Genomic DNA, 25,934 nt, shown 5'->3' with positions numbered 1-25,934 from the left:
ACGACACCCACCCGCCCGACGCCTTCTCAGCCGTCGAGCTGTCGGAACATGGTCACCGTCAAGGCGGCAAGGACGGTGATTGACACTGTGGCCGTCAGCATGAGGTCGCCGGTGATAAAGAGCGTCGCACTTGCGCAGAGCGTCAGCACAAAGGCGCACAGCAGCAGGGCCTGTCCCAATCGGGACGGCGGTTTGCGTGGTTCAGTGCGCGGTTTTGGTTCGCGCACCGTTTCGGTAACGTCCGGTATTGCGTCAAACAGATCTGCCTTAGCAGCAGCCAGCTCTGCAGCATTGATTTTACCCCGCGCATGCGCGGTCTCGAGACGACGAATGTCGTCAAGTATCGCGGTCATAGATCCCACTCCATTTTCCCATGTCCAGAATGCCATGGAACGGGGCGGGAAATGTGGCGAAACGGAAAAACCCGTAGGAATGGTTAAGGCGACGGAAAGTCTTGTCGTCACAGGAGGTAGCACTGATGCTGTATCGTGAAGCGGGCGATTTTTCGACGACCTATCCGCAGGATAGCCAGACATTTCCGATCAGGTTCGACAGGTATCGGTACTATGCGGTGTTGCTGATTGCCGCGATCATCATGCCCTTTGTGATGACGGATTATCTGGTCAATTCGATCTTTCTGCCTTTTTTGATCTATGCCATCGCGGCCATCGGGTTGAACATTCTGACCGGTTATTGTGGTCAGGTGAGCCTCGGCACCGGCGGTTTCATGGCGGTGGGGGCCTATGCCTGTTACAAGCTGATGACGGCATTCCCGGATGTGAGCATCTTTTTCCACGTCATTCTGGCGGGCGGAATCACGGCGCTGGTTGGGACCGCCTTTGGCCTGCCGTCGTTGCGGATCAAAGGGTTCTATCTGGCGGTTGCGACGCTTGCGGCGCAGTTCTTTCTTGTGTGGCTCTTTAACAAGGTGTCGTGGTTCTACAACTACTCAGCGTCGGGTCAGATCAACGCGCCGGAGCGCACCGTGTTCGGCATCGAAGTCACGGGGCCAAACACCGAAGCCTGGGCGACCTATCTCTTTTGCCTCGTCTTTACCGTGGGGGCGGCCATCCTGGCGCGCAACCTGACCCGCGGGTCCGTGGGGCGGCAGTGGATGGCGATTCGGGACATGGACATCGCGGCCGAGATCATCGGGGTGAACCCGCTGCGGGCCAAGCTGACGGCATTTGCCGTGTCCTCGTTTTTTGTCGGTGTGTCGGGGGCGTTGTTCTTTGCGGTGTACCTTGGCGCGGTCGAAGTGGGCGAGGTGTTTGGGATCAACAAATCATTCCTTGTCCTCTTTATGATCATCATTGGCGGGCTGGGCAGCATTTTCGGCGCCTTCGCGGGATCTGCGTTTCTGGTGGTGCTGCCTGTGGTGCTGAAGATTGTGGGCGTGGACCTGATGGGGTGGCCCACGGATATCGTGGCGCATTTCCAACTGGTGATCGTGGGCGGGTTGATCATCATGTTCCTGATCCTCGAGCCGCACGGGCTGGCGCAGCTGTGGCGCGTGGCCAAGGAGAAACTGAGATTGTGGCCGTTCCCGCACTGACGGGGCGGTCGCCAAGAATGGCGGGGACAACCCCGCCCTACGGATGGGCCGCAAGGCCTCACATCGGACAACCACTAGGGAGGAATTACCGATGAAGATGAAACTAGGAACCATGGCCGTCGCGGGCCTGATGGCGGCAAGCCCGGTGATGGCGGACCTCGTGTTCCCGTCGCTGAGCTATCGCACCGGCCCATATGCGGCAGGTGGTATCCCGTTTGCGGATGGCTATGCGGATTACTTTACCCTGCTGAACGAGCGCGATGGCGGCATCGGCGGCGTTGCAGCACGGGTGCTGGAATGCGAGACGGGCTACAACACCGAGAAAGGTGTGGAATGCTACGAATCGACCAAGGGTGAGGGCAGCCTCGTCTATCAACCGCTGTCGACCGGTATCACCTATCAGCTGATCCCCAAGACCACTGCTGACAACATTCCCATGCACACCATGGGCTATGGCCGGACCTCTGCCGCAAATGGTGAAGTGTTCAGCCACACGTTCAACTACCCCGCCAACTACTGGAACGGGGCGTCTGGTGCCATCAACTATCTGATGAGCCAGGGCGACATTTCGGGCAAGAAGATCGCGCTCGTCTATCACAACTCTGCCTATGGCAAGGAACCGATCCGCACGCTCGAAGAGCTGTCGGAAAAGCACGGTTTCGAGCTGATGCTGGTGGCTGTGGATCACCCCGGCCAAGAGCAGAAATCGCAGTGGCTGCAAATCCGTCGCGAGCGTCCCGACAATGTCATCATGTATGGCTGGGGTGTGATGAACCAGGTGGCGATCCAGGAAGCGGCGAACATCCGTTATCCGATGGAAAACTTCATCGGCATCTGGTGGTCCGGGTCTGAAAACGACGTGCTGCCAGCGGGTGACGCGGCCAATGGCTACAAGGCGCTGACGTTCCACGGTGTGGGCAGCGACTTCCCTGTGTTTGACGACATCCAGAAATACGTTGTCGATGCGGGCAAAGCAGCGGGTGCCGGCGATCAAGTGGGTACGGTCCTGTACAACCGGGGTCTCTATGCGGCGATGTTGGCAGCCGAAGCGGCCAAAACGGCGCAAGTCATCCACGGTGTGGCCGAAATCACGCCTGCGATGATGCGCGACGGCATGGAAGCGCTGGAGATCACCGAAGCCAAGATGACCGACCTGGGTCTGCCGGGCTTTGGTCCGTCATTCAAGGTGTCGTGCGGCAACCACGGTGGTCCGGGCCTGATTGGCATGACCCAATGGGATGCGTCTGCGGGCACGTGGTCGCTGATCTCTGAGTTTGCAGCGACGGACATGGATGTCATCCAGCCTCTGATCGACGCGGACAGCGGATCCTATGCCAGCGAGAACGGCATCGAAGCGAGCTGTAACTAAGCCCTTTTTCCCCGGCGGCAGCACCTGTTGCCGCCGGGGAATTGCATATTTTTGGAACAATGAAGGTGGCCCATGCTGGATAGTCAGGCACAGACCGAGACCGTTTTGGAGGTCAACAATATCGAGGTGATCTACAATCACGTGATCCTCGTGCTGAAAGGTGTCAGCCTGAAGGTGCCCAAGGGCGGTATCACAGCTTTGCTGGGTGGCAACGGAGCGGGCAAGACAACGACGTTGAAGTCGATCTCTGGCCTGCTTGCCAGCGAGCGCGGCGAGGTGACCAAGGGGTCCATCCTGTACCGTGGTCAGGACACCGCACATGCGGATCCGGCGGACCTGGTCAAGCGGGGCGTCGTGCAGGTGATGGAAGGCCGTCACTGTTTCGAGCACCTGACCGTCGAGGAAAACCTGATGACCGGCGCCTATACGCGCGGTGATGGCAAAGGTGCAATCGCGGCTGACCTTGAGATGGTCTATGACTACTTTCCCCGGTTGCGCGAGCGCCGGAAGTCACAGGCGGGATATACCTCGGGCGGTGAGCAGCAGATGTGCGCCATTGGTCGGGCGTTGATGTCGCGGCCCGAGACGATTTTGCTGGATGAGCCGAGCATGGGGCTCGCGCCGCAACTGGTTGAGCAGATTTTTGAGATCGTGAAGTCGGTGAACGAGAACGAGGGCGTGACGTTCCTTTTGGCCGAGCAGAACACCAATGTTGCGCTGCGGTTTGCGCACTACGGCTACATCCTCGAGTCCGGTCGCGTCGTCATGGACGGGCCTGCCGCAGAGCTGCGCGAGAACCCGGACGTAAAGGAATTCTACCTGGGCATGTCCGATGACGGCCGCAAGTCGTTCCGCGATGTACGGTCCTATCGCCGCCGCAAACGCTGGCTGAGCTGATGGAAAAGGTCGCCTGTCGCACACCCGCCGAAGGGCGGACCGGTGAAACGCGTATTCCTGCCTGGAAGTTCGAAGCTGTGCGTGCCGCCATATTGGACACGCTCAAGGACGGACCAATTCGATATGCGGATTTAAACGCGGCTGTCGCGGACCGGCTGGATGCGGACACGCTGGACCGGCTGGGCAAGCTGGGATGGCACGTGGTGACCGTAAAGTTGGAAATGGAAGTGCGTGGCGAGATCGAGCGCCTCGATGTCAAAGGTCCGCAACAGATCAGGGCGGTGTGAGCAATGCTGGACAAGGTATATTATGACGATCTCGAAACGCGTTCGAGCGATGCGCGCCATGCTGCACAACTGGAGGCGGTGAATGCGCAACTGACCCGCGTTGCCCATGCGGATGGTTCGTGCCTGCCGGACATTGGCAAGCTGAAGTATCTCGAAGATCTGGCGCATTTGCCGGTGTTGCGGAAATCCGAATTGGCCAAGTGGCAGGCCGAGAAGCCACCCTTTGGCGGGCTGCCGGTGGCGAATGTTGCCCACGTATTCCAGTCGCCTGGCCCGATCTATGAGCCCGGTGGGATCAGCCATGACTGGTGGCGGATGGGACGGTTTCTGCACGCGGCGGGCTTTGGTCCAGGCGATGTGGTGCAGAACTGCTTTGGCTATCACCTGACGCCGGCGGGTATGATCTTTGAAAGCGGTGCGCGGGCGGTTGGCGCCACTGTGCTGCCTGCGGGCACTGGCCAGACCGAGTTGCAGGTGACTGCCGCGCGGGATGTGGGCAGCACGGCCTATGCGGGCACACCGGATTACCTCAAGGTGATCCTCGACAAGGCGGACGAGATGGGCGTGCCTCTCTCCATCAGCAAGGCAGCCGTCGGGGGCGGCGCGCTCTTTCCATCCTTGCGGCAGGAATACGCGGACCGTGGCATCAGCTGTATGCAGTCCTACGCCACGGCCGATTTGGGCAACATCGCCTACGAATCCCCGGCCATGGAAGGGATGATCGTGGACGAAGGCGTGGTGGTCGAGATTGTGACCCCCGGCACGGGCGACCCGGTTGCACCCGGTGACGTGGGCGAGGTCGTGGTCACCTCGTTGAACCCGGACTATCCGCTGATCCGCTTTGCCACGGGTGACATGAGCGCCGTCATGCCGGGCCACAGCCCATGCGGGCGCACCAACATGCGCATCAAGGGTTGGATGGGCCGCGCGGATCAGACAACCAAGATCAAGGGCATGTTTGTACGGCCCGAGCAGGTCGCGGCACTGGTCGCACGCCATGATGAGGTGACGCGCGCCCGCGTGATTGCCCGCCGCGATGGGCAACAGGATGCCATGACCGTGCAGATCGAAACCGCCGGAGGAGACGCCGGGGCCTATGCCGACAGCGTGGCTGCAACACTCAAGCTGAAAGGCGCTGTGGAATTGCACGCACCCGGCAGCCTGCCGCGCGACGGTTTGGTGATCGAAGACCAGCGCAGTTACGATTGAGGCGCAGTCGCGGCTGGGGCTGGAAACCCGATCAAAAACGTAAGATAACGGCGCAACCCGAGACATAGGCGCGCCCGTGGCCCTGACCCTTTTTCCCTTTGTATCCAACCGACCCGCCCGTACGGCGCCGCGCCTGCTGTCGGTGTTGGGCTGGTCCATTGCGGCGGTCTGCTTGCTGCCGATGATTGCCGTGGCGATTGCCGCACTGACCGGCGGGACAGATACTCTGTCTCACCTGCTTGGCAGTGTGCTGGCACGCTACGCAGGCAACACCGTGCTGTTGGTGCTGTTGGTGTCGGCGGGTACCTTGGCCGTTGGGGTCGGTGCGGCGTGGCTGGTGACAATGACGCGGTTTCCCGGCGTGCGCTTGTTCGAGATTGCGCTGGTCCTGCCGCTGGCCTTTCCGGCCTACGTGCTGGCCTATGCCTACACCCATATTCTGGACCATCCGGGCATCGTGCAAACCACCCTGCGCGCGATGATGGGGTGGGGGCCGCGCGACTATTGGTTCCCCGAAATCCGCAGCCTTGGCGGGGCCGCGACGATGCTGGTGCTTGTGCTTTATCCCTATGTCTACTTGCTGGCGCGAGCGTCCTTTCTACAGCAAAGCGGCTCGACCTTTATGGCGGCGCGGGCGCTGGGATCACGCCCGATTGTGGCGTTTTGGCGGGTCAGCCTGCCGCTGGCGCGACCTGCCATTGCGGCGGGCGTGCTGCTCGCAGTGATGGAGACCATCGCGGATTTTGGCACGGTTGCCTATTTCGGTGTCCAGACATTTGCCACCGGCATTTACACGAGCTGGTTCTCCCTCGCTGACCGGGCGGGTGCTGCGCAACTGGCGCTGTGCCTGCTGTCCTTTGCCCTGCTGCTGGCCATGCTGGAGCGCGCGCAGCGGGGGCGGGCCAAGTATCACGACCCCAGCCGCGGCCAGAAACATCACCCCCCCCTGGTTCTTGCAGGGTGGCAGGCGGCAGGCGCGGCGGCGCTCTGTGGTCTACCGGTGCTTTTTGGGGCCGTGGTGCCGGTTATTGCGTTGTTCAACCTGGGCCTCGGGTCCGAACAGGATCTGCTGAGCCAACGCTATCTGGGTTTTGTGCGCAACTCGCTGACCCTGGCGGCAACGGCGGCGGTGCTGACCCTCGGGGCAGCGATCCTTTTGGGGTACTACCAACGCACAAGGCCGGGGCGCGCGTCTGCGACTGCGACCTATGCGGCGCGTCTGGGCTATGCGGTGCCGGGTGGCGTCATAGCTGTGGGTCTTCTTGTGCCGTTCGCGGCCTTTGATAACGCGCTGGACGCATGGATGCGGGCGACATTCGACATCTCGACGGGCCTGCTGATCACCGGGTCCATCTGGCTGTTGGTCTTTGCCTATATGGTGCGGTTCCTTGCGGCGGCGCTTGGGGCCTACGAGGGTGGCCAGGCCCTCGTCCACGCCAATATGGACGCCGCCAGCCGGTCTTTGGGCAAAGGGCCGTTTGCCACGCTGCGGCGCATCCACCTGCCAATCCTGACACCCAGCCTGCTGACTGCCTTGCTCATCGTCTTTGTAGACGTGATGAAAGAGCTACCCGCGACCCTCATCATGCGGCCCTTCAACTTCGACACACTGGCCGTGCAGGCGTACCGCCTTGCCTCAGACGAACGTCTCGACGGCGCGGCCGTGCCAAGCCTTGTGATCGTGGCCGTGGGGTTGTTGCCGGTGGTGTTGATTTGCCGGCAGGTGGGCCGGCGCTAGCGGCCCGCTCAGGATGTGCAGGCGGGCAAGTCGATGCGGGCGCGACCCGATGCGTCAAACACCGCCTCAGTTCCCGCCATGCGCAGGCTGGCCCCAGCCATTTCAGAACCGTCCACGGTGATCTGCCGCGCGCTGGTGGTGTCGTCGATGTCTATGGTGAAGGCCAGTGTTTCGCCCGGCGCGATGCGGTCCAGCGACAGGGTCAGGGCGGTGTCCCCATCCGTCACCGCAGACGTGCGTGCCGAACCGGTAACCCATTCGAGGGGTTGAAACACCTCGACCCCTGCACCTGCACCTGTGGTGTCAAAGATCAGGCCCGCAGGTGCGGTTCCCAGATCAATCACAAGGTGTGTGGGCGCCGCAGCGCAGGACCCGTCATGCACAATTGTAAAGCGGTCCTTGGGCGCGCCATCCTGAAACGTGACCGTGAGGGATGCGGCCAACGCGGGCGACGCAGTGACAAGACAGGCAATAATCAGGGGCAGACGCATAACGGAGACCTTTCAGGGGCATGGGCATGTCCCTGACCACTTAGGCGGCAATCGCGTCTTGGCAAATCGTGGCGAGGTCCCTGGCGTGTGCGGGACCCCGCGCAAGGTACGTCAGGTGTCGGATGTGCCGATCTTGTCCTGCGTTTGCGTGTCGAAATCTGTGGCATCATGGCGCTCGTGCAACTGCAACTCCGGCTCGCCAAACGCGCGGTTCACCATGCGTCCGCGCAATGTTGCGGGGCGGGCGTCGATCTTCTTGGCCCAGGCCATCACGTTGCCATAGCTTTCCACGTCCAGGAACTCTGCCGCCGAATACAACCGACCAAGGCACAGTTGCCCATACCAGGGCCAGATCGCCATATCCGCGATGCTGTATGCGTCACCGGCGATGAACGGTTTGGTCGCCAGTTCCCGGTCCAGCACATCCAACTGCCGCTTGCTTTCCATCGCGTAGCGGTTGATCGGGTATTCGTATTTTTCGGGCGCATAGGCGTAAAAGTGGCCAAAGCCGCCGCCAAGGAACGGCGCAGACCCCATTTGCCACATCAACCAGTTCATGACCTCTGTGCGCTCCGGACCGGATGCAGGCAGGAACATGCCAAACTTCTCTGCCAAATGGATCAGGATCGACCCGCTTTCGAACACGCGCAGTCGCGTGTCGCCGGTGCGGTCGATCAGGGCCGGAATTTTGGAGTTCGGGTTGGCCTCGACAAAGCCCGATCCGAACTGGTCGCCGTCACCGATGTTGACCAGCCAGGCATCGTATTCGGCACCGGTCACGCCCGCGGCCAACAGCTCTTCGAACATCATCGTGACTTTGACGCCATTCGGCGTGGCCAACGAATAGAGTTGGAACGGATGCTTGCCCACCGGCAGCTCCTTGTCCGCCGTTGGACCCGCGATGGGCCGGTTGATCGAGGCAAACTGGCCGCCGGATTCGGCATCCCATGTCCATTTGGCTGGGGGGGTGTAGGTCGGGTCACTCATCGGTTGGGCCTTTCGCATCAGAGGTTTGATGGCAACCTATGGCGCACAGGGACAACCGCAAGGGGTGCCGCCTGTGCAAGTTCGAACAGGTGCCTGGGCGGCGGTGTCAAAACCCCTTCAGGTTGACCGGATCATACGCGTTGGAGGGGTCGTCCCGCCGTGCCAATGCTGATGGGTGAATGATAGATCCCGACGGGATGTAACGCGCCTGCCCAAACGGAAAGTAATACCCCAGCCAGGACTTCTGTTCCGGCCACCGGCACCGCCGCCGCAGGCGCGGAACACCCTCCAACAGGAACCAGCCCTTTTTCATCTGGCTGTGCAGCGGGGCATTGTGATCGGGTATCGAGATGTCGAGCTGCATCCGCTTGGTAACTTCGTCCTCTTTGCCCAACACGTAGCGATTGTAGGTGATGTCGCGAAAGGCGAGCCCGTCGACTTGCAGCGCATCCAGTTCTTCGCGCATCCAGTGCAGCGTCAGTTTGGCAAGACCCGCCTCAGCTTCGGGGACCGATCCCGCGACATCCGTATGCGTGCCGGCAAACCAGACCTGTTTGACGTCCTGCTGGGGCGGGTTCTCTTTGGATAGGAACCGCGTGCCGTGATATTCCTGCCCGTCTGTCCAGAACTGGTGCCGAAAGAAACGCCGCGTCTCGTCAATGGCCAGCACATGCCGGACAGATTCGACGGACGGGTTTTCGTCGACACTCGAGTGGTGGATGTAGTTCACAAAGGTTCCGCGCGACAGCTTGACCTGCAACATCGAACTGACCGTGTCCCACAACCCCAGGAACCGGATCGGCGGGTGGGTCATGCGAAACGCCTTTTCCAGCATCCGCAGCTTGGCGTGTTTGACGCGCGGGTCGTGTTTGCGCAGCCGCCGCCACGCCTTGAACACGGGTGACACAAGGTGGAACTCATCAGGTTCGACAAGGCCAAAGTCGTTGATGAACCCGGCCAGCGCGCGGGCCGTATAGGCCCCCCGCGAATAGCCAAACAGATAGATGCGGTCGCCCTTGCGGTAATTCTTGCACAGAAACTCGAAGGCCCGCAGCACATTGGTTTCCAACCCAAGGCCCGCGACCAGTCCCAGAACCAGCTTGGGCTTGGTCAACACCGCGCGGGTGAATGGCCGCGTGTCCAGCGTGCCAACGCCGGGGTTGTAATACACGATCTGATCTTCGGACCGCTCAAGGCATTTGTAGAGCCGCAGGATGTTGGACTCGTTCGTCTCGATTTCGTTTCCGGTGCCGTCCAGGCAGACCACAAGTTTGCGCGACATGGTCTTTCCTTCATCAATGTCGTTAACCAATGCACCAAGACTACGCACGGCGAGGTAGAACGCAAACCAAACCAGCGGTTGTCGTCAAAAAACGGGATGGATCAGGCGGTTGCCCCGCGCGCGCGTGCCAGCATGATCAATATGGCAACAGTGCCAACCATGATCAGATAGCTTGCCAGCCCGTGCAGCGCAAAGCCGGGGATAACCCACAAAAGTAGCGTGTCATTACCACCCGGCACAAACTGCGCACCAATTCCCATCAGCAACCCACCGGCAAAGGACAGCGTCGTGGACCGCCAACCGCTGTGGCGCAATTGAAAGCGGTTGTTCAGCATGGCCGACAGCGTGGCGCCCGAGAACAGGCCAATGACGGCCAACAGAATCACCAGATTGTCCCGAACATCCTGCCCATGGACCATGCGCCCGATGAGGGCCTCGTAACTCCAGTCAGGTTGCAGGGAATAGACGACCGCTGCGGCGACGCCCATGGCGCTCAGGGCGATAATGGCCTGTTGCCGCCGTTTGAAAATACGCCACATGCTCCACACCAGCAGCAGGGCAAACAGGCCGAGCAAGGCCCAATACCGCCCGCCCGACTCCGGCGTCAGCCGCGCTGCGGTCTGCATCGGTGCCAGGCCCATCAGGCGATCGGTGTTTTCAAACAACCGTGCCGCCGCCAGCCCTGCAAAGGTGGCGACATAAGAGACGTTGCCGCTGCTGATATGCCCGACGGACCCGACAAAACAGCCGCCGTTCAACCATGCCCCGGCCCCCATCACGACCGATGCCACGATCAGTGTCGTGTTGATGCCAAAGGCGTCGGGTGCTGCGGTGCTTTCGGGAAAAGCCAGTCGCAGGGCATAGATCGCCACCGCCGACCAACTGACCGCAACGGCAATACCCAACAGCCAGTCCACACGCCGCAGCGTCACCAGGCGCATGGTCGCGGCCACCGTACATGTGCTGGCCCGCGACAGCGCAAAGCCGAGAACAAAAGCAGCGGCAATTGTCAGACTGTCAGCCATTTTGTGTTCCGTCGTCGCATCCTGTCGCGTGAGTAAGCCGATTTGCCGCCGCTCTGGCAATATGGCAACCGCGCGGTGTGACCGCCCGCGCGATCACAATGTGCCTCTGCGTGCGCCGGACAAGCAAAAAGGCCGCCCTGATCAAGGACGGCCTTTTGAATTTGGTCGTTGCTGCGGGGCTTAGCCCTGGCGTGCTTTGAACCGGCGCTGCGTCTTGTTGATGACGTACACACGGCCCTTGCGACGCACAACGCGGCAGTCACGGTGCCGGTTTTTCAGCGAACGGAGCGAGTTGCGAACCTTCATGGCGCTTCTTCCTCATGTTTCATGGCGCGAAGCAGCGCCGGGTTGCGTTTTGGCACCTCAGTGCCGGTGTGATGTGCCGCGCGGGTTGCCCCGGTTGGCGGAATAGGTGGTGGGCGATACAAGGATCGAACTTGTGACCCCTTCGATGTCAACGAAGTGCTCTACCGCTGAGCTAATCGCCCACTTTGACCGTCCCGGATGCCGTTCCCGCGATTCAAAGTGGTGGCCCACAATAAAAGCGGGCGCGGAAATCCGCGCCGGGTGAGGGGGCGTATAAAAGGAGTCGATGGCATGATCAAGGGCTTTTGGCTTTGGTATGTCATGGGCTATGTTGGTTCTCGGAGGAGCATCCATGCCCAAGGTCGCCTACGACGTACTACACCCTGAAAAACGCACGTCCTGCGTGGTGTTTGCATCGCCCCATTCCGGGCGCGATTATCCATGGAGCTTTCTGCGTCGCACCCAGCTGGATGAAAAGACAATCCGCTCGTCCGAGGATGCCTTTGTCGACCAACTCTTTGACATGGTGCCGCAAATGGGCGCGCCGCTGCTCAAGGCCGGTGCGCCACGCGCCTTTGTCGATTTGAACCGCAGCGCCGACGAACTGGACCCCGCGCTGATCGAAGGTGTGCGGCGGCAGGGCCACAATCCACGCATCGCCAGCGGCCTTGGTGTGATCCCCCGCGTTGTCGCCAATGGCCGGGTGATCTATCGCGGCAAACTGTCGATGCGAGAGGCAGAGCGCCGGATCGACCTCTATTGGCGCCCCTATCACCACATGCTGCAAAAGCTGTTGGATGGCGCGCATCTGGCCCATGGCCAGGCTGTGTTGATCGATTGCCATTCCATGCCGCACGAGGCGATGGACGGCATTGCGCGTGGCGGCATGGCGCGCCCTGATGTGGTGTTGGGTGACCGTTTTGGTGCTGCCGCAGGCAGCGACATGGTCGAGATCGTCGAAGCGGCCTTTGCCAATGCCGGGTTCACCGTGGCGCGCAATGCGCCCTTTGCCGGGGCCTATGTCACGCAGGCCTATGGCCGTCCGTCCCGCAACCAACACGCGATCCAGGTCGAAATCGACCGATCCCTCTATATGAACGAGCGCCTGATCCGTCCCAATGGCGACTTTGACGCGGTGCGCGCCCGGTTGCGGCGCGTGGTGGCGGACATCACCACAATTGGTCAGATGCGCGTGCCGCTCGCGGCTGAATAGCAGTCACCGCAAAGCGCGTCCCTTGACGATTGCATCGTGACCAAACCGGTCGCGGATGGCGTCTGTGGCGCGCTCCGCCTGTCCACGTTTGCGGGCATCCGGGTCCAGCAGATCGCCAGACGCCTCGACCGTTCCCGCATTGCACAGATCACTGATCCCGCACCCCAACAGCCGATACGGCCCCTGATCCCCCACCTGATCAAACAGCGCCCGCGCCGTCCGATAGATCGTATCGGCAAGCTGCGCAGGCTCTCGCAGTGACACGCGGCGGGTCAGGGACGAATGGTCGTGCCGCTTGAGCTTGAGCGTCACAACCCGGCCCGCGATGTCCTTGGCCTTGGCGCGGTCCGCAACCTTTTCGGCCATGCGCCACAGATGGCCGTCCAGAATATCGGGGTCACTTGTGTCTTCGCCGAATGTGGTCTCGTTGCTGATCGACTTCATCGGCGCATCGCGGGACACACGGCGGTGATCCTCGCCCCGCGCCAGATGCCACAGGCGTTCACCCATCGACCCAAAACGGGCAATCAGATCAACGCGGTCCCACCGCAACAGGTCCGAAAACGTGCGAATCCCCGCCTTGTCCAATGACGCCTGCGCCGCCGGGCCAATGCCCCAGATCAGGCGTACCGGCTTGTCACGCAGGAAATCGCCGGTTTCAGCGGTGCCAATAACGGAAAACCCGTGCGGCTTTTCCAGATCCGATGCGACCTTGGCCAGAAACTTGTTGTGGCTCAGACCAATCGACCCAGTCAGCCCCAGTTCGTCACGCATCCGCTTGACCAGCCGCGCCAACATCACCGCAGGCGGACGGCCATGCAGCTTGGTCGTGCCGCGCAGGTCCAGAAACGCCTCATCCAGCGAAAGGGGTTCAATGGCGGGTGTCATCTCTTCCATCATCTCGCGGATGGCGCGCGACGCATCGACATAGGCCTGCATGCGCGGCTTGATGATCACCGCTTCGGGGCACAGCTTGAGCGCCTGAAACATCGGCATCGCGGATCGAACCCCACGAATCCGCGCCACATAGCACGCCGTGGACACGACGCCTCGCCGCCCGCCACCAATGATGACGGGCTTGCCCTCCAGACTGGGGTCGTCACGCTTTTCGACCGAGGCATAAAAGGCGTCGCAATCCATATGTGCAATGGAGAGGTCGAACAATTCGGGATGCGCCACAACACGCGGGCTGCCACACGCAGGGCAGCGCGGCAGGGCATCAAAATCGGTCAGACAATCGCGACAAAGGCTGGGCATGGGCACAAGGAATGGCTAGGTCTGCGAGTGTAGCGCAGACAGAGAGGCTTGGACATGGCAGGGCGTGTGATTGGTGCTAAATTGGCGCTTTTTGTCGGGGACAATCTGGCCACACTGCAACGCGACAACACGCCGGGCCTGTTGTGGGCCGACCACTGGGACTTGCCCGGCGGCGGGATCGAGCCGGGCGAAACGCCGCTCGAATGTGCCTTGCGCGAAACCTACGAGGAACTGACCCTGCGGATTGATCCGGCTGTCGTGAAGTGGGGGCGGGAATACGGCGCCTCGAACGGTGGCATTTCGTGGTTCTTTGCCGCGCATGTGCCAGCAGATGTCGAGGCACAGATCGTGCTGGGTGACGAGGGGCAGGGATGGGCCATGATGACCGTCGATGACTTCCTCGCCCACGAGATGGCTGTTCCGCAATTCAAACCCCGCCTGAGGGACTACCTCGCGGGTGTGAAAACGGCATGCTTTACATGAAAGACCCCCCGCGTTGCGCGGGGGGAGGTGACGAACCTCAGGAAGATCTGGTTCGTCGGGGAGTATCACCTATCATTCATAATACCACTTAAACGGGTTGACGCTAGGTCAGGAAAACCTGACCGTGCAATATACGGTGGTCTGTTGCGTGAATGGCACAATAGGTTGGATCGGCAGCACGGTTTTCAGCGGAGCATCGAACCGTAAAGCACGCTTGAAAAGTGCTGCATTGTCAGCGGTTTGGCGACTGGGCCTGCGGGCTCGACAACTCGTCCAGAACACCCTGCGCCGCGATGCGCGGGTTTTCAGCGCGCCAGATGGGACGCCCCACGACAACATGATCCGCACCGTTCGCGATGGCATTGGCTGGTGTGGCAACGCGCTTCTGGTCTCCCAGATCGGCCCCTGCCGGGCGCACACCAGGCGTGACGATCAACCGACCTGCGGCTTCGGGCAGGGCGCGGATGGCTGATGCCTCGTGGGGCGACGAAATCACTCCGTCCGCACCTGCATCAAAGGCGCGGCCCGCGCGGTCCTGCACCAGATCACCGATCTCGCCCGATTGGATCAGGCAATCATCCAGATCGTCCCGGTCCAGCGATGTCAGGATTGTCACCGCAAGGATCTTGAGAGACGTGCCCGCTGCGCCCTCTTTGGCGGCACGCACCACATGCGGGTCGCCGTGTACGGTCAAAAAATCCAGCTCGAACTGCGCCAATCCACGCACCGCCGCCTCGACTGTGGCGCCGATATCAAACAGCTTCATGTCCAGAAAGATGCGCTTGCCGTGCTCTTGCTTGAGCTCATTGGCGAGGGCGAGGCCACCCCCCGTCAGCATACCCAGCCCGATCTTGTAAAAGCTGACGCTGTCGCCCAGCGTCTGGGCCAGTTCAAGTCCTGCGATGGCGTTTGGCACGTCCATCGCCACGATCAGCCTGTCATCCGCCATTCACGCCCCCTGTACTGGTCCACCGCGTGATACGGCAGGCAGCGCGTCAAAGTCCACAGACGAAAAAAAGGCCCGGATGTCAGAGACACCCGGGCAGGAAATCAGAGACTTTGCAGGCAGGCACATGTCTCTGGCAGCTTGGCCATGGTCCGTTGCGCAGGGGACAGAAGGTTGCGCACCGGGGCCACGGTCAAGGAAACGGGGTTCAGGCCGCGCGGGGCCGTTCAGTTGCGAAACGGTCCAGCACCATGCGGCGCAGTCCGGCACGTCGGCTCGACCGCAGCGGTGCGGTGGCGTGCGGCATGTGGGTCGCGTCGGCACGGCCGTGCACATGGCGTCGCATGGCCTGTGTCGCAAGGCCCGCGGCCGCGTCTTCGAATTCCATCGTGATTGGCGCGTCGATGGCACAGGCATAGCTGTGCGCGCCCTTGCGGTCGTGAACGGTCACGCGCGCCTCAAAGGTCTGGGTCGCAGCGTTGTAAATCACATCGGTCAGTTGCAATGGGACAGTCTGCATTTTGGGTCACCTACATTTTGTGGTTCTGCTCTTGTAACGAACAAGATGGCGATAGAGTTCCACAAATGAAGGGGGAAAACCCGTCACGACTTGTCACGGATTCGTGGAAATTGCGGATGCGATTCGCCGCAATCTGGGTCAAAGTACTGATAATTATACGAAAAGCGTCCTCACGAAGTTTCGGGTTCAACTGTACGGCTCCGGTTGTTTTTCGGCGAAATTCCGCCGTAATCCGTTGATTTATCAATGAATTATCCGGCAATTTAGATGACCTCACAACGGATTGGTATGGGTGAACCATTGGGATCCGTCCGGCGCAGTGGGGTGGATTTCACCGTCACACACCCTTGAGAAAACAGCCTTCCCGCACCATCTGTTTCCTGACGGCCCGCAGGGGCATGTGCCTCGGATGAGGGCATGCCAAACCGGGCGCTGACAAAGGAGAGAGACCCATGGACTTGAGCAAGTTCACGGAGCGGTCGCGCGGTTTCGTGCAAGCGGCACAGACCATCGCGACACGTGAGAACCACCAACGACTGACCCCCGAACACCTGCTAAAGGCTCTGATGGATGATGATCAGGGGCTGGCCGCCAATCTGATCACCAAGGCGGGCGGCGATCCTGCGCGCGTGCTGACCCATGTGGATCAGACACTGGCGAAACATCCCAAGATCACGGGTGACGCGGGGCAGATGTACCTCGACAACGCCACGGGCAAAGTGCTGGCCGAAGCCGAGGCGCTGGCGAAAAAGGCGGGCGACAGCTTTGTGCCGGTCGAACGCGTTTTGATGGCACTTGGCATGGTGAAATCTGGCGCAAAGGATGCGCTGGAGGCGGGTCGCGTGAACCCGCAGGCGCTGAACACTGCGATCAACGACATCCGCAAGGGCCGCACCGCGGACACGGCAAGTGCCGAGGATGGCTATGACGCGCTCAAGAAATACGCGCTGGACCTGACGGAACGGGCCGAGGCGGGCAAGATTGACCCGATCATTGGCCGCGACGAAGAGATCCGCCGCGCGATGCAGGTGCTGTCCCGGCGGACCAAGAACAACCCGGTGCTAATCGGTGAACCCGGCGTGGGTAAGACCGCGATTGCCGAAGGGCTCGCCCTGCGCATCGTTAACGGCGACGTGCCTGAATCCTTGCGCAACAAACGCCTTCTGGCGCTGGACATGGGCGCGCTGATCGCGGGCGCCAAGTATCGGGGCGAGTTTGAGGAACGGCTAAAGGCCGTGTTGACCGAGGTGACCGAGGCCGCGGGTGAAATCGTTCTGTTCATCGACGAAATGCACACGCTGGTTGGCGCGGGCAAATCCGATGGCGCCATGGACGCCGCAAACCTGATCAAACCGGCGCTTGCGCGGGGCGAATTGCACTGCGTCGGTGCCACAACCCTCAACGAATACCGCAAATACGTCGAAAAAGACGCGGCCCTTGCCCGCCGGTTCCAACCAGTTCTGGTCGAAGAGCCGACTGTCGAGGACACGATCAGCATCCTGCGCGGTATCAAGGAAAAGTACGAGCTGCACCACGGCGTGCGGATCTCTGACTCCGCCTTGGTGACGGCGGCGACACTGTCGCACCGCTATATCACCGACCGGTTTCTGCCCGACAAGGCCATCGACCTGATGGACGAGGCCGCCAGCCGCCTTCGGATGGAGGTCGACAGCAAGCCCGAAGAGTTGGATGCGCTGGACCGCCAGATCCTGCAAATGCAGATCGAGGTCGAGGCGCTGCGGCTTGAGGATGATCAGGCGTCCAAGGACCGGCTTGAAACGCTGGAAAAGGACCTCGCCGATTTGGCCGAACGCAGTGCCGAGATGACGGCACAGTGGCAAGGCGAGCGGGACAAGCTGGCCTCGGCCCGCGACCTCAAGGAATCGCTGGATCAGGCCCGCGCGGCGCTGGAGATTGCCAAGCGCGAGGGCAACCTCGCCAAGGCAGGTGAGCTGTCCTATGGCGTGATCCCCGATCTGGAACGCAAATTGACCGAAGCCGAGGGTGCTGAGACCGATGCGATGGTGGCCGAGGCCGTGCGCCCCGAGCAGATCGCAAGCGTGGTGGAGCGTTGGACGGGCATCCCCACGTCCAAAATGCTGGAAGGCGAGCGTGACAAACTGTTGCGTATGGAGGACCAGCTGCACAACCGCGTCATCGGCCAGGACAGCGCCGTGCGTGCCGTCGCCAATGCCGTGCGCCGCGCGCGTGCGGGCCTGAATGACGAGAACCGCCCGCTTGGGTCGTTCCTGTTCCTCGGGCCAACCGGCGTGGGCAAGACCGAGCTGACCAAGGCCGTGGCCGAGTTCCTCTTTGACGACGACAGCGCGATGGTGCGCATCGATATGTCAGAGTTCATGGAGAAACACGCGGTCGCCCGCCTGATCGGCGCGCCTCCGGGTTATGTTGGTTACGACGAAGGCGGTGTGTTGACCGAGGCGGTGCGGCGTCGTCCGTATCAGGTCGTTCTGTTCGACGAGGTCGAAAAGGCGCACCCGGATGTGTTCAACGTGCTGTTGCAGGTGCTGGACGATGGCGTGCTGACCGATGGTCAGGGCCGCACGGTGGATTTCAAGCAGACGCTGATCATCCTGACATCGAACCTGGGTGCGCAGGCGTTGAGCCAGTTGCCCGAAGGGGCGGATGCCAGCCAGGCGCGGCGCGATGTGATGGACGCGGTGCGGGCGCATTTCCGGCCCGAGTTCCTGAACCGTCTGGACGAGACGATCATCTTTGACCGTCTGGCCCGCGCGGATATGGACGGCATCGTCACGATCCAGATGGCGCGTCTGCTCAACCGTCTGGCCGCGCGCAAGATCACCCTGTCGCTGGACGATGGCGCACGGACATGGCTGGCCGACGAAGGGTACGACCCCGTCTTTGGCGCGCGCCCGCTGAAACGTGTGATCCAGCGCGCCTTGCAGAACCCGTTGGCAGAAATGCTGCTGGCGGGTGACATAAAGGACGGTGAAACGGTCGAGGTCTCTGCCGGGACCGAAGGGCTGATCATCGGGGATACGGTGTCCGCATCAAACCGTCCCCGCCCTGACGACGCGGTCATCCACTGACGCAAAAAAGGCCCGCAGCGATGCGGGCCTTTTCATATCACCGTCGCGCACCGATCAGAAAATAAAGTCGGTCACGTCAATGTCTGCGATGTTGGTGTTCAACAACGTCAACTCGGCAGGGCCGCCGTGATCGATGACCACATGGGCGCCGCTTTGCGTGATGCCCAGATCGGACATGTTCGACACGTTGTTATGGTCGCTGAAGTCAAGCAGATCGACGCCGTCTTCGAAGTCTGTGATCCGGTCGCGATGCGCGTTTGCCGTAAACACAAAGATGTCCGCCCCGGCGCCGCCGGTCATCACATCCTTGCCTGTGCCGCCGGTCAACACGTCGTCGCCGTCACCGCCATACAGCTTGTCATTGCCCGCATCGCCAAACAGCGCGTCGTTGCCTTCGCCGCCATAGACACGGTCGTTGCTGATGCCGCCGCGCAAATCGTCATTGCCCGCGCCGCCGAACAAACGGTCATTGCCCTGCGCGCCAGTTATCGTGTCATCGCCGTCACCGCCGGTCAGCTTGTCCTTGCCCGCGCCGCCAATGATCACATCATTGCCGTCGTCGCCAAACAGTTGGTCGTGATCCGTACCACCGATGATCGTGTCATCACCGTCGCCGCCATGGATGGTGTCCTTGCCGGATTTGCCGTCGATGCTGTCATCGCCCCCGAGGGTAAAGATCTTGTCGCCGCCATTTTCTCCGATGATGATGTCGTTCCCTTCGGAAATGACACCGGGGACAATCGCAGGCGCGAATGTGATGGCATAGGTTTCCGCAGTGCTCGGATTTTGCAATTCCAAGGCCAAGCTGGTGTTGCTGGTCGGAGTGAAGTCAAACGAGATCGTGTTGCCATCCACCCGTACCGTTGAGGTGGTGACAAAGCCTGCGTTCCACGCCGTGTTGTTCACCGGGACACCGTTCACCACATCAAAGAAGATGGATGGACCAAAGCCCGGCGCAACCAGTGCCAACCCGGTGGGGCCCGCGATGTCCTGCATCGTCACAGACACGGTATAGGTCGTGCCGGGCACAAGGCCTTGCAGGTTCACGCTGTCGGACGGATCTGTCCCGCCAACCGTTCCGTTGAAAGTGTCGCCCGTGACGATGCTGTAATTCGCAGCCCCCGGGACCCACATCAGTGCGTCATATGTTTCGTTCAAAGTTGCCATTGGTCTAATGCCTGTACTTGTTGCTCAATAACCATCGGGCACCCTGCCGTTTCCGGTCATTTTTACCCTCTGTCGAAGCGTCAATATCGTGGCAAAGGGGCGGGAATTGGAAACAATAGCGTAAAAAGTGGGGTAAATTGTGCGTATTTCGCCCCAATCGGCCGCGCGGTTTGGACACGAAAAAGGGTGTCCCCGCGGGGACACCCTTGTTTTTGTTCATCTTTTTCCTGAAACGGTCAGATAAAGTCGAAATCCGCGTTTGTCAGATCGGTGACCAGCGTGTTTTCAATCGTGATACTGTCGCGGTCGCTGAGCGTGATGACCGCATCATTGCCCACCTGGTTCAGGTTCAGGTCGCTGATGTCGGTAAAGCCGTAGAACCCGATCTGGATCACATCTGCGCCGCGCCCGAAATCCGTGATGGTGTCAGCGCGTGTGCGGTCATCGGCAAACACGAACAGGTCTGCACCTGCACCGCCGGTCAGCTCATCATCGCCCCAACCACCTTCGATGGTATCCGCGCCGCCGCCGCCAAGGATGGTGTCCTGGCCCGCGCCACCCATAATAGAGTCGCGGCCCGAATTGCCGTTCAGCATGTCGTTGCCGTTCTCGCCGATCAACGTATCGCTGCCTGACCCGCCGATGATCCGGTCATTGCCATTGCCGCCATTGATAAAGTCGCGGCCGTTGTTGCCCAGCAGTTGGTCATTGTCCGACCCGCCTTCGATCAGGTCGTTGCCGCGCCCGCCAAAGATCTGGTCCGATCCCGATCCGCCGCGCAGCGAATCCGCGCCGTCGTCACCAAAGATCGTGTCGCGCCCGGTGCCACCTGCCAGAAAGTCTCGGCCTGCGCCGCCGCGGACCAGATCGGCACCACCCAGCATGATGAAGGTGTCACCCGCACCCGTCCCCTGGATCACATCACCACCGTCCGTCGCCAGAATGATCGGCGCGTCTTCGAGGATGAAATCCGCGTTGCTCAGGTCCGCCGTCGTCAGGCCGGTCAGTTCGACATAGTTGCCGTCGCCGGTGTTGATCCGCACACCGCTGCCCAGATCCTGAATGGTGACTTGGGAAATATCCCAGATGCCGAACGTGGTCAGGTCGATCAGGTCTTCGCCCTGAGTAAAATCGGTGATCGTGTCCTGACCCTCGCCGTTGCGGATGCGATAAACATCGCGGCCCGCACCGCCCGTCATCTCGTCGTTGTCCTTGCCGCCGTTGATTTCGTCATCGCCGTCGCCGCCGATCAGGGTGTCGTCCCCCTTGTCGCCGATGAGGGTGTCGTTACCTTCGCCGCCGTCCAGCATGTCCTGCTGATTGCCGCCATCCAGCAGGTCGTTGTCGTCGCCACCGATCAGAACGTCCCGGCCATTGCCGCCCAGCAAGGTGTCATTGCCTTCGTTGCCTTCGAGCGTGTCATTGCCACAGACGCCGTCGATGCTGTCGTCACCCATGCCACCGGTGATGACGTCGGATCCGCCGAGGGCCACATAGGTGTCGTTGCCGCCCAGCAGGTCGACGCGGTCCGATGTCATGTTGCCGACAATGTAATCGTCACCCTCGGACGGGTCAGGGTAGATGACCTGCAGGACCGTGAACGTGTATGTTACGGACGATCCGGCGCTTATGCTCAACTGACTGGTGCCGGTTGCGTCGTAGGGCAGGCCGAGTGTGAACGTGTATTCGCCCTCTGGTTCAGTAAAGGGTATCTGAACGCTGTCATCGCCAACCGCGATCCACACGTCCGAGCCCGATTTCTGAACAGTCACTTCAAAGACGTAAGCGACGCCAGCTTGTACGTTGAAGACGATTTGATCTTGAGAATCCGGTCGTGAGATGTACGGCACTCCGACGTTACCGCTGACCGTGTCTCCGACCTGAAAGTCAATCGGGACACCGTCGTTGAAGCTTTCGAAGTAGGGCCCGATTGTGCCCATCGGAAAAACCGTCTCTTCGACATAATTGGTCGGCATTCAATATCTCCCCAGGTCGTTACGCGAAATTGCGCGCAAAGCGTTGTGGCTGGCAGGCCCGCTTTCGGGTGATTTCGTAGCACGAGATTTGGGGGCGTGGCTCGAAAAAGGCGAAATTGAGCCAAAATTGCGTCGAATTCAATTTATTGGGGAGCTTAATGTAAACGGGCCCGCAACAATGCGGGCCCATCCGGTGTTCTGTCAGAACGGCTTAGCTGTTGCCTTCGGGCAGAATCACTTTGTCGATCACGTGGATCACGCCATTCGATGTTTCGATGTCAGCCGACACGACGGTCGCTTCTTCGACCATCACGCCGTTGTCCAGATCAATGGTAACGGCCTCGCCCTGAACGGTGGTTGCCTCCATGTCATCTGTCAGGTCGGTCGACATCACTTTGCCGGGGACGACGTGATAGGTGAGGATCGCCGCAAGCTGGTCCTTGTTCTCGGGCTTGAGCAGCGTTTCGACCGTGCCTTCGGGCAGGGCGGCAAATGCGGCGTCGGTGGGGGCAAAGACAGTGAACGGGCCGTCGCCTTTCAATGTATCGACCAGACCCGCGGCCTGCACGGCTGCGACCAGCGTTTCAAACGAACCGGCGCTCGCAGCCGTGTCCACGATGTCCTTCTTGGCGGCACCTGCGATGGCGCCGGTTGCAAAGGTGGCGGCGGCAATGGTGGTCAAAAGTGTCTTGCGGAACATAACGATGTCTCCCTTTGATTGCGTTGCGATAACCGTCATTCGGTATCGCAAGGGAAACGCACCACTTTGCCCGCTGGATCACGTGGAAATTTTTCCCACTTATACTTGAAAGAACCCGCGCCACCGCTAAGCCCGAGGGCCTTTGAGTTTCCACTCACGAACATGTCAGGCGCGGCAAATATCCGCCTGCGCTTGCGTCCCCTCTCTTGCCTTTGCACAGTGCACCGAGCGCGAACGGAGGTGGCCATGGATTTTGCAATGTCGGTGCTTGAGGTGCTGTTGTTCCTCTTTGTGTTTCTGATTGGTCTGAGCGCTGCGGTTTTGGTGGTCATGTTCTTTGTGGACCGCATGCAGACCGATGACGCCATCCGCCGAAACTATCCCGTGATTGGGCGCTTTCGTCGGCTGTTCTCCAGCCTGGGCGAGTTCTTTCGCCAATACTTCTTTGCCATGGACCGCGAAGAGATGCCGTTCAACCGGGCCCAACGCGAGTGGATCCATCGCGCAGGCCATGGGGAAAGCAACACAGTCGCCTTTGGCTCGACCCGCAATCTCAATGTGGTGGGCACGCCGATCTTTGTGAATGCGGCGTTCCCCCCGCTCGAGGATCAGTTCGCCAAAACCGCGCCCATGGTCATCGGTGCAGATGCACGCACACCTTATACAGCGCATTCGTTCTTCAACATTTCGGGCATGAGCTATGGCGCGATTTCCAAACCGGCGGTGCGCGCGCTCAGTCGCGGGGCCAAGGCGGCGGGCATCTGGATGAACACGGGCGAGGGGGGCCTCAGCCCCTATCACCTCGAGGGCGGATGCGACGTGGTGTTCCAGATCGGCACCGCCAAATTCGGCGTGCGCGACAAGGCGGGCGCGCTCAGTGATGAAAAGCTGCGCGAGGTGGCCGCCCACGAGACGGTGCGCATGTTTGAAATCAAGCTGGCGCAGGGGGCCAAGCCGGGCAAGGGCGGTATTCTGCCCGGTGCCAAGGTGACCGCCGAAATCGCAGGCATCCGCGGGCTGGATGTGGGGCAGGACGGTATTTCGCCCAACCGCCACGCCGAAGTGGATGACTGGGACGACCTGTTGGACCTGATCGGCCACATCCGCGACGTCACTGGCAAACCGGTGGGGATCAAGACTGTGGTGGGGGCCGAGGCCCCGATTGCGGACCTTTTTGCCACGATCAATGCGCGTGGTGCGGCGTCGGCACCCGACTTTATTACAGTCGACGGGGGCGAAGGTGGCACCGGGGCCGCGCCGATGCCTCTGATCGATCTGGTGGGTATGTCGATCCGCGAGGCGCTGGTGATGGTTGTGGATCTGCGTGATCAGGCGGGCCTCAAGGACCGGATCCGCATCGTCGCGAGCGGAAAGCTGGTCAATCCCGGCGACGTGGCCTGGGCCATTGCGGCGGGGGCCGACTTTATCACGTCGGCACGGGGGTTCATGTTCAGCCTGGGATGTATCCAGGCCCTCAAGTGCAACAAAAACACCTGTCCCACGGGGATCACGACCCATGACAAGCGGTTCCAAAAGGGGCTGGTGGTCAAGGAAAAGGAAAAGCGCGTGGCCCGCTATGCCACCGAACTGATCCACGAAGTCGAAGTGATCGCGCATTCGGTGGGCGTTGCAGAACCACGTATGATGCGGCGCCGTCACGTGCGTATCATGCAGGATGATGGACGGTCGCGCCCGCTGAATGAAATCACCCCGAGTTACAACGCGGTGACAACCCCGTGAGGACATATCATTTTGCCGCGCTTGCGCATCCATCTATGTGCCAAGATGCCGATGACCTTTAGGAGATGATATAAATGGCTCACCGCTGGACGAATGACCTGACGCGCGCAGACGCGACACCATATGATGCGTTTCTGAATCGTCGGCAGGTGATGGGCGGGGCGCTGGGCCTTGGCCTGATCGGCGCGGCTGGCATGGCGCGTGCGCAACGTGCGCCGCTGGAACCCAACAGCTACGAAGACATCACACAGTATAATAACTACTACGAGTTCGGCACCGGCAAGGGCGATCCCGCCCGCAACGCCCACACTCTGACCACGGATCCCTGGACCGTCGTGATTGACGGCATGGTCGACAACCCCGGCGACTACTCCATGGCACAGATCATGGACGCAATGACGATCGAGGAACGTATCTATCGTTTCCGCTGTGTCGAGGCGTGGTCGATGGTGATCCCGTGGAACGGGTTCGAACTGGCCGATCTGCTGAACCTCGCCGGTGTACAGGAAGGCGGCAAATACGTCGCTTTTGAAACCGCGCTGCGCCCCGACGAGATGCCGGGCGTCCGCTTTCCTGTTCTGGACTGGCCCTACGTCGAGGGTCTGCGTCTGGACGAGGCGATGCACCCGCTCACTATTATGGCGACAGGCATCTACGACAAACCGATCCCGAACCAGAACGGCGCGCCCATGCGTCTGGTGGTGCCGTGGAAATACGGGTTCAAATCGATCAAGTCGATTGTGCGTATCACCGTCACGGATCAGGAACCGCCCACCAGCTGGAACAAGGCAAACGGTCGGGAATATGGCTTCTATAGTAATGTGAACCCCGAAGTGGATCACCCCCGTTGGAGCCAGGCCAGCGAGCGCCCGGTTGGTGGCGGTCTCTTCGCCAAGCGGAAACCGACGCTGATGTTCAACGGCTACGAAGCCGAAGTGGCCAGCCTTTACGACGGCATGGACCTGCGCGCGAATTACTGATGATCGTCGACCGGATCAACAAAGCGGCCCGTTGGGTCCCCACATGGGCCGTATATATAGTATACATGATCCCGGTCCCGGTTCTGCTCTATCTGGGGGTGACCAACGGGCTCGGCCGTGATCCGGTCAAAGCACTGGAACACGAGCTGGGCGAGATTGCCCTCCAGCTTTTGATCATAGGCCTGTGTATCTCGCCCCTGCGCAAGGTGTTCGGGATCAACCTGATCAAGTTCCGCCGCACAGTCGGCCTGTTGGCCTTTACCTACGTTACTCTACACCTGTTGGTCTGGGCGGTTCTGGATGTGCAATCCCTGGAACGTGTCTGGGCCGACATTCTCAAACGCCCCTACATCACTATTGGAATGGCGGCCTTTGTGCTGATGATCCCGTTGGCGGTGACATCCAACAACATGTCTATCCGCAAACTGGGTGTCGTGTGGCGCAAGCTTCACCTTCTGACCTATCCCATCGCTCTGTTGGGTGCGCTTCACTATGTATGGCTCGCCAGAGGCTTTCAGATCGAACCACTGGCCTATTTGACGGTGATTATCGCCCTGTTGGCGTTTCGTGTTCCCACACTGCGCAAGAAAGCAGCAGCCTGAGGGCCGATTTGCCCGGAATCAGGCGGAACTTCTCTTTGCCTGACCGGCGCGACCCCCATGAATCGCCCGAGTCAGCCAAAAAATTCCCTCAGAAAAACGAGTCATCCGGTGAATCGCGCGATTCATTCGGGTGAAT

24 protein-coding genes and 1 tRNA gene are annotated in these 25,934 nt (G+C 60.7%); 12 read left to right on the top strand and 13 right to left on the bottom strand.

The window, feature by feature from the left end; translation table 11 throughout:
- Positions 1-26: 26 nt before the first annotated feature.
- Positions 27-353, bottom strand: a complete 327-nt coding sequence (locus Q0936_RS14745; RefSeq protein WP_299298240.1) for a hypothetical protein — start codon at positions 351-353, stop codon at positions 27-29.
- A 125-nt stretch (positions 354-478) separates the two neighbouring features.
- Here Q0936_RS14745 and Q0936_RS14740 point away from each other — a divergent pair, with 125 nt between their 5' ends.
- From Q0936_RS14740 to Q0936_RS14715, 6 genes are all read left to right on the top strand, one after another.
- A complete protein-coding gene (locus Q0936_RS14740) occupies positions 479-1,555 on the top strand; it encodes a branched-chain amino acid ABC transporter permease (RefSeq protein ID WP_299298237.1) in 1,077 nt (358 codons plus the stop codon).
- A 91-nt stretch (positions 1,556-1,646) separates the two neighbouring features.
- Positions 1,647-2,924 (top strand): ABC transporter substrate-binding protein, encoded by a 1,278-nt coding sequence (locus Q0936_RS14735; protein ID WP_299298234.1) that lies wholly within the window; start codon positions 1,647-1,649, stop codon positions 2,922-2,924.
- A 72-nt stretch (positions 2,925-2,996) separates the two neighbouring features.
- On the top strand, positions 2,997-3,821 hold the full coding sequence (locus tag Q0936_RS14730) for an ABC transporter ATP-binding protein (RefSeq protein WP_299143516.1): 825 nt from the start codon (positions 2,997-2,999) through the stop codon (positions 3,819-3,821).
- Positions 3,821-4,108, top strand: coding sequence for a hypothetical protein (locus Q0936_RS14725; protein WP_299298231.1), 288 nt, complete (start codon positions 3,821-3,823; stop codon positions 4,106-4,108). Before Q0936_RS14730 ends, Q0936_RS14725 begins: the two co-directional genes overlap by 1 nt.
- Positions 4,109-4,111: 3 nt before the next feature.
- Positions 4,112-5,317 (top strand): phenylacetate--CoA ligase family protein, encoded by a 1,206-nt coding sequence (locus tag Q0936_RS14720; protein ID WP_299298228.1) that lies wholly within the window; start codon positions 4,112-4,114, stop codon positions 5,315-5,317.
- 82 nt (positions 5,318-5,399) lie between these two features.
- Complete coding sequence (locus Q0936_RS14715) at positions 5,400-7,055, top strand: iron ABC transporter permease (protein WP_299298264.1); 1,656 nt, start codon at positions 5,400-5,402, stop codon at positions 7,053-7,055.
- Positions 7,056-7,063: 8 nt separating this feature from the next.
- Here the strand turns inward: Q0936_RS14715 and Q0936_RS14710 are convergent, their stop codons facing one another.
- The 6 genes from Q0936_RS14710 to Q0936_RS14685 all read right to left on the bottom strand — a co-directional run bounded on the left by Q0936_RS14710 (position 7,064) and on the right by Q0936_RS14685 (position 11,328).
- Positions 7,064-7,546 (bottom strand): hypothetical protein, encoded by a 483-nt coding sequence (locus tag Q0936_RS14710; protein ID WP_299298225.1) that lies wholly within the window; start codon positions 7,544-7,546, stop codon positions 7,064-7,066.
- Positions 7,547-7,657: 111 nt separating this feature from the next.
- The gene (gene yghU, locus Q0936_RS14705) at positions 7,658-8,533 is read right to left on the bottom strand and encodes a glutathione-dependent disulfide-bond oxidoreductase (RefSeq protein WP_299298222.1); all 876 of its coding nucleotides are present in this window, start codon (positions 8,531-8,533) and stop codon (positions 7,658-7,660) included.
- Positions 8,534-8,639: 106 nt separating this feature from the next.
- Positions 8,640-9,815 (bottom strand): DUF2235 domain-containing protein, encoded by a 1,176-nt coding sequence (locus Q0936_RS14700; protein ID WP_299298219.1) that lies wholly within the window; start codon positions 9,813-9,815, stop codon positions 8,640-8,642.
- A 101-nt stretch (positions 9,816-9,916) separates the two neighbouring features.
- Positions 9,917-10,840, bottom strand: a complete 924-nt coding sequence (locus Q0936_RS14695; RefSeq protein WP_299298216.1) for a YeeE/YedE thiosulfate transporter family protein — start codon at positions 10,838-10,840, stop codon at positions 9,917-9,919.
- 180 nt (positions 10,841-11,020) lie between these two features.
- Positions 11,021-11,146, bottom strand: a complete 126-nt coding sequence (ykgO, locus tag Q0936_RS14690) for a type B 50S ribosomal protein L36 (protein ID WP_005850168.1) — start codon at positions 11,144-11,146, stop codon at positions 11,021-11,023.
- Positions 11,147-11,253: 107 nt separating this feature from the next.
- Positions 11,254-11,328, bottom strand: a tRNA-Val gene (locus Q0936_RS14685).
- Between the two features lie 170 nt (positions 11,329-11,498).
- Here Q0936_RS14685 and Q0936_RS14680 point away from each other — a divergent pair.
- A complete protein-coding gene (locus tag Q0936_RS14680; RefSeq protein ID WP_299143493.1) occupies positions 11,499-12,359 on the top strand; it encodes an N-formylglutamate amidohydrolase in 861 nt (286 codons plus the stop codon).
- Between the two features lie 3 nt (positions 12,360-12,362).
- Here Q0936_RS14680 and Q0936_RS14675 read toward each other — a convergent pair whose 3' ends face one another.
- The gene (locus tag Q0936_RS14675; RefSeq protein WP_299298213.1) at positions 12,363-13,616 is read right to left on the bottom strand and encodes a DNA polymerase IV; all 1,254 of its coding nucleotides are present in this window, start codon (positions 13,614-13,616) and stop codon (positions 12,363-12,365) included.
- A gap of 54 nt (positions 13,617-13,670) precedes the next feature.
- On the opposite strand from Q0936_RS14675, the gene Q0936_RS14670 reads away from it, so the two are divergent.
- The gene (locus Q0936_RS14670; protein WP_299298211.1) at positions 13,671-14,099 is read left to right on the top strand and encodes an NUDIX hydrolase; all 429 of its coding nucleotides are present in this window, start codon (positions 13,671-13,673) and stop codon (positions 14,097-14,099) included.
- 232 nt (positions 14,100-14,331) lie between these two features.
- Here the strand turns inward: Q0936_RS14670 and pyrF are convergent, their stop codons facing one another.
- Positions 14,332-15,048 carry an orotidine-5'-phosphate decarboxylase gene (gene pyrF, locus Q0936_RS14665; RefSeq protein WP_299298208.1) on the bottom strand — a complete coding sequence of 239 codons (717 nt, stop codon included), beginning with the start codon at positions 15,046-15,048 and terminating at the stop codon, positions 14,332-14,334.
- A 205-nt stretch (positions 15,049-15,253) separates the two neighbouring features.
- Positions 15,254-15,565: an orotidine 5-phosphate decarboxylase gene (locus Q0936_RS14660; protein ID WP_299298205.1), complete on the bottom strand. Its 312-nt coding sequence runs from the start codon at positions 15,563-15,565 to the stop codon at positions 15,254-15,256.
- Between the two features lie 452 nt (positions 15,566-16,017).
- On the opposite strand from Q0936_RS14660, the gene clpB reads away from it, so the two are divergent.
- Positions 16,018-18,633, top strand: coding sequence for an ATP-dependent chaperone ClpB (clpB, locus tag Q0936_RS14655; protein WP_299298202.1), 2,616 nt, complete (start codon positions 16,018-16,020; stop codon positions 18,631-18,633).
- Positions 18,634-18,687: 54 nt separating this feature from the next.
- On the opposite strand, the gene Q0936_RS14650 is transcribed toward clpB, so the two are convergent.
- The 3 genes from Q0936_RS14650 to Q0936_RS14640 all read right to left on the bottom strand — a co-directional run bounded on the left by Q0936_RS14650 (position 18,688) and on the right by Q0936_RS14640 (position 22,476).
- Entirely contained in the window at positions 18,688-19,800 is a 1,113-nt protein-coding gene (locus tag Q0936_RS14650) for a hypothetical protein (protein WP_299143476.1), read from the bottom strand.
- A 236-nt stretch (positions 19,801-20,036) separates the two neighbouring features.
- Entirely contained in the window at positions 20,037-21,776 is a 1,740-nt protein-coding gene (locus tag Q0936_RS14645) for a calcium-binding protein (protein WP_299298199.1), read from the bottom strand.
- Between the two features lie 211 nt (positions 21,777-21,987).
- Complete coding sequence (locus tag Q0936_RS14640; RefSeq protein ID WP_299298195.1) at positions 21,988-22,476, bottom strand: fasciclin domain-containing protein; 489 nt, start codon at positions 22,474-22,476, stop codon at positions 21,988-21,990.
- Between the two features lie 246 nt (positions 22,477-22,722).
- Between Q0936_RS14640 and Q0936_RS14635 the strand changes: the two genes are divergently transcribed.
- The 3 genes from Q0936_RS14635 to msrQ all read left to right on the top strand — a co-directional run bounded on the left by Q0936_RS14635 (position 22,723) and on the right by msrQ (position 25,798).
- Positions 22,723-24,216, top strand: a complete 1,494-nt coding sequence (locus tag Q0936_RS14635; protein WP_299298192.1) for an FMN-binding glutamate synthase family protein — start codon at positions 22,723-22,725, stop codon at positions 24,214-24,216.
- A gap of 74 nt (positions 24,217-24,290) precedes the next feature.
- Positions 24,291-25,196, top strand: coding sequence for a protein-methionine-sulfoxide reductase catalytic subunit MsrP (gene msrP / locus Q0936_RS14630; RefSeq protein WP_299298188.1), 906 nt, complete (start codon positions 24,291-24,293; stop codon positions 25,194-25,196).
- Positions 25,196-25,798, top strand: coding sequence for a protein-methionine-sulfoxide reductase heme-binding subunit MsrQ (gene msrQ, locus Q0936_RS14625; protein WP_299143456.1), 603 nt, complete (start codon positions 25,196-25,198; stop codon positions 25,796-25,798). Before msrP ends, msrQ begins: the two co-directional genes overlap by 1 nt.
- Positions 25,799-25,934 lie beyond the last annotated feature (136 nt).

This window comes from uncultured Tateyamaria sp. (genome assembly GCF_947488715.1).
Taxonomy (GTDB): domain Bacteria; phylum Pseudomonadota; class Alphaproteobacteria; order Rhodobacterales; family Rhodobacteraceae; genus Tateyamaria.
This window is presented reverse-complemented; position numbering and strand designations above follow the sequence as displayed.

Excerpts from the sequence above, each read along its gene's own strand:
- clpB (WP_299298202.1), top strand. The coding sequence starts at position 16,018 with ATGGACTTGAGCAAGTTCACGGAGCGGTCGCGCGGTTTCGTGCAAGCG.
- Q0936_RS14720 (WP_299298228.1), top strand. The coding sequence starts at position 4,112 with ATGCTGGACAAGGTATATTATGACGATCTCGAAACGCGTTCGAGCGAT.
- Q0936_RS14700 (WP_299298219.1), bottom strand. The coding sequence starts at position 9,815 with ATGTCGCGCAAACTTGTGGTCTGCCTGGACGGCACCGGAAACGAAATC.
- Q0936_RS14695 (WP_299298216.1), bottom strand. The coding sequence starts at position 10,840 with ATGGCTGACAGTCTGACAATTGCCGCTGCTTTTGTTCTCGGCTTTGCG.
- msrP (WP_299298188.1), top strand. The coding sequence starts at position 24,291 with ATGGCTCACCGCTGGACGAATGACCTGACGCGCGCAGACGCGACACCA.
- yghU (WP_299298222.1), bottom strand. The coding sequence starts at position 8,533 with ATGAGTGACCCGACCTACACCCCCCCAGCCAAATGGACATGGGATGCC.
- Q0936_RS14730 (WP_299143516.1), top strand. The coding sequence starts at position 2,997 with ATGCTGGATAGTCAGGCACAGACCGAGACCGTTTTGGAGGTCAACAAT.
- Q0936_RS14680 (WP_299143493.1), top strand. The coding sequence starts at position 11,499 with ATGCCCAAGGTCGCCTACGACGTACTACACCCTGAAAAACGCACGTCC.
- pyrF (WP_299298208.1), bottom strand. The coding sequence starts at position 15,048 with ATGGCGGATGACAGGCTGATCGTGGCGATGGACGTGCCAAACGCCATC.
- Q0936_RS14640 (WP_299298195.1), bottom strand. The coding sequence starts at position 22,476 with ATGTTCCGCAAGACACTTTTGACCACCATTGCCGCCGCCACCTTTGCA.
- Q0936_RS14710 (WP_299298225.1), bottom strand. The coding sequence starts at position 7,546 with ATGCGTCTGCCCCTGATTATTGCCTGTCTTGTCACTGCGTCGCCCGCG.
- Q0936_RS14735 (WP_299298234.1), top strand. The coding sequence starts at position 1,647 with ATGAAGATGAAACTAGGAACCATGGCCGTCGCGGGCCTGATGGCGGCA.
- Q0936_RS14635 (WP_299298192.1), top strand. The coding sequence starts at position 22,723 with ATGGATTTTGCAATGTCGGTGCTTGAGGTGCTGTTGTTCCTCTTTGTG.
- msrQ (WP_299143456.1), top strand. The coding sequence starts at position 25,196 with ATGATCGTCGACCGGATCAACAAAGCGGCCCGTTGGGTCCCCACATGG.
- Q0936_RS14645 (WP_299298199.1), bottom strand. The coding sequence starts at position 21,776 with ATGCCGACCAATTATGTCGAAGAGACGGTTTTTCCGATGGGCACAATC.
- Q0936_RS14660 (WP_299298205.1), bottom strand. The coding sequence starts at position 15,565 with ATGCAGACTGTCCCATTGCAACTGACCGATGTGATTTACAACGCTGCG.
- Q0936_RS14740 (WP_299298237.1), top strand. The coding sequence starts at position 479 with ATGCTGTATCGTGAAGCGGGCGATTTTTCGACGACCTATCCGCAGGAT.
- ykgO (WP_005850168.1), bottom strand. The coding sequence starts at position 11,146 with ATGAAGGTTCGCAACTCGCTCCGTTCGCTGAAAAACCGGCACCGTGAC.
- Q0936_RS14745 (WP_299298240.1), bottom strand. The coding sequence starts at position 353 with ATGACCGCGATACTTGACGACATTCGTCGTCTCGAGACCGCGCATGCG.
- Q0936_RS14670 (WP_299298211.1), top strand. The coding sequence starts at position 13,671 with ATGGCAGGGCGTGTGATTGGTGCTAAATTGGCGCTTTTTGTCGGGGAC.
- Q0936_RS14650 (WP_299143476.1), bottom strand. The coding sequence starts at position 19,800 with ATGGCAACTTTGAACGAAACATATGACGCACTGATGTGGGTCCCGGGG.
- Q0936_RS14675 (WP_299298213.1), bottom strand. The coding sequence starts at position 13,616 with ATGCCCAGCCTTTGTCGCGATTGTCTGACCGATTTTGATGCCCTGCCG.
- Q0936_RS14725 (WP_299298231.1), top strand. The coding sequence starts at position 3,821 with ATGGAAAAGGTCGCCTGTCGCACACCCGCCGAAGGGCGGACCGGTGAA.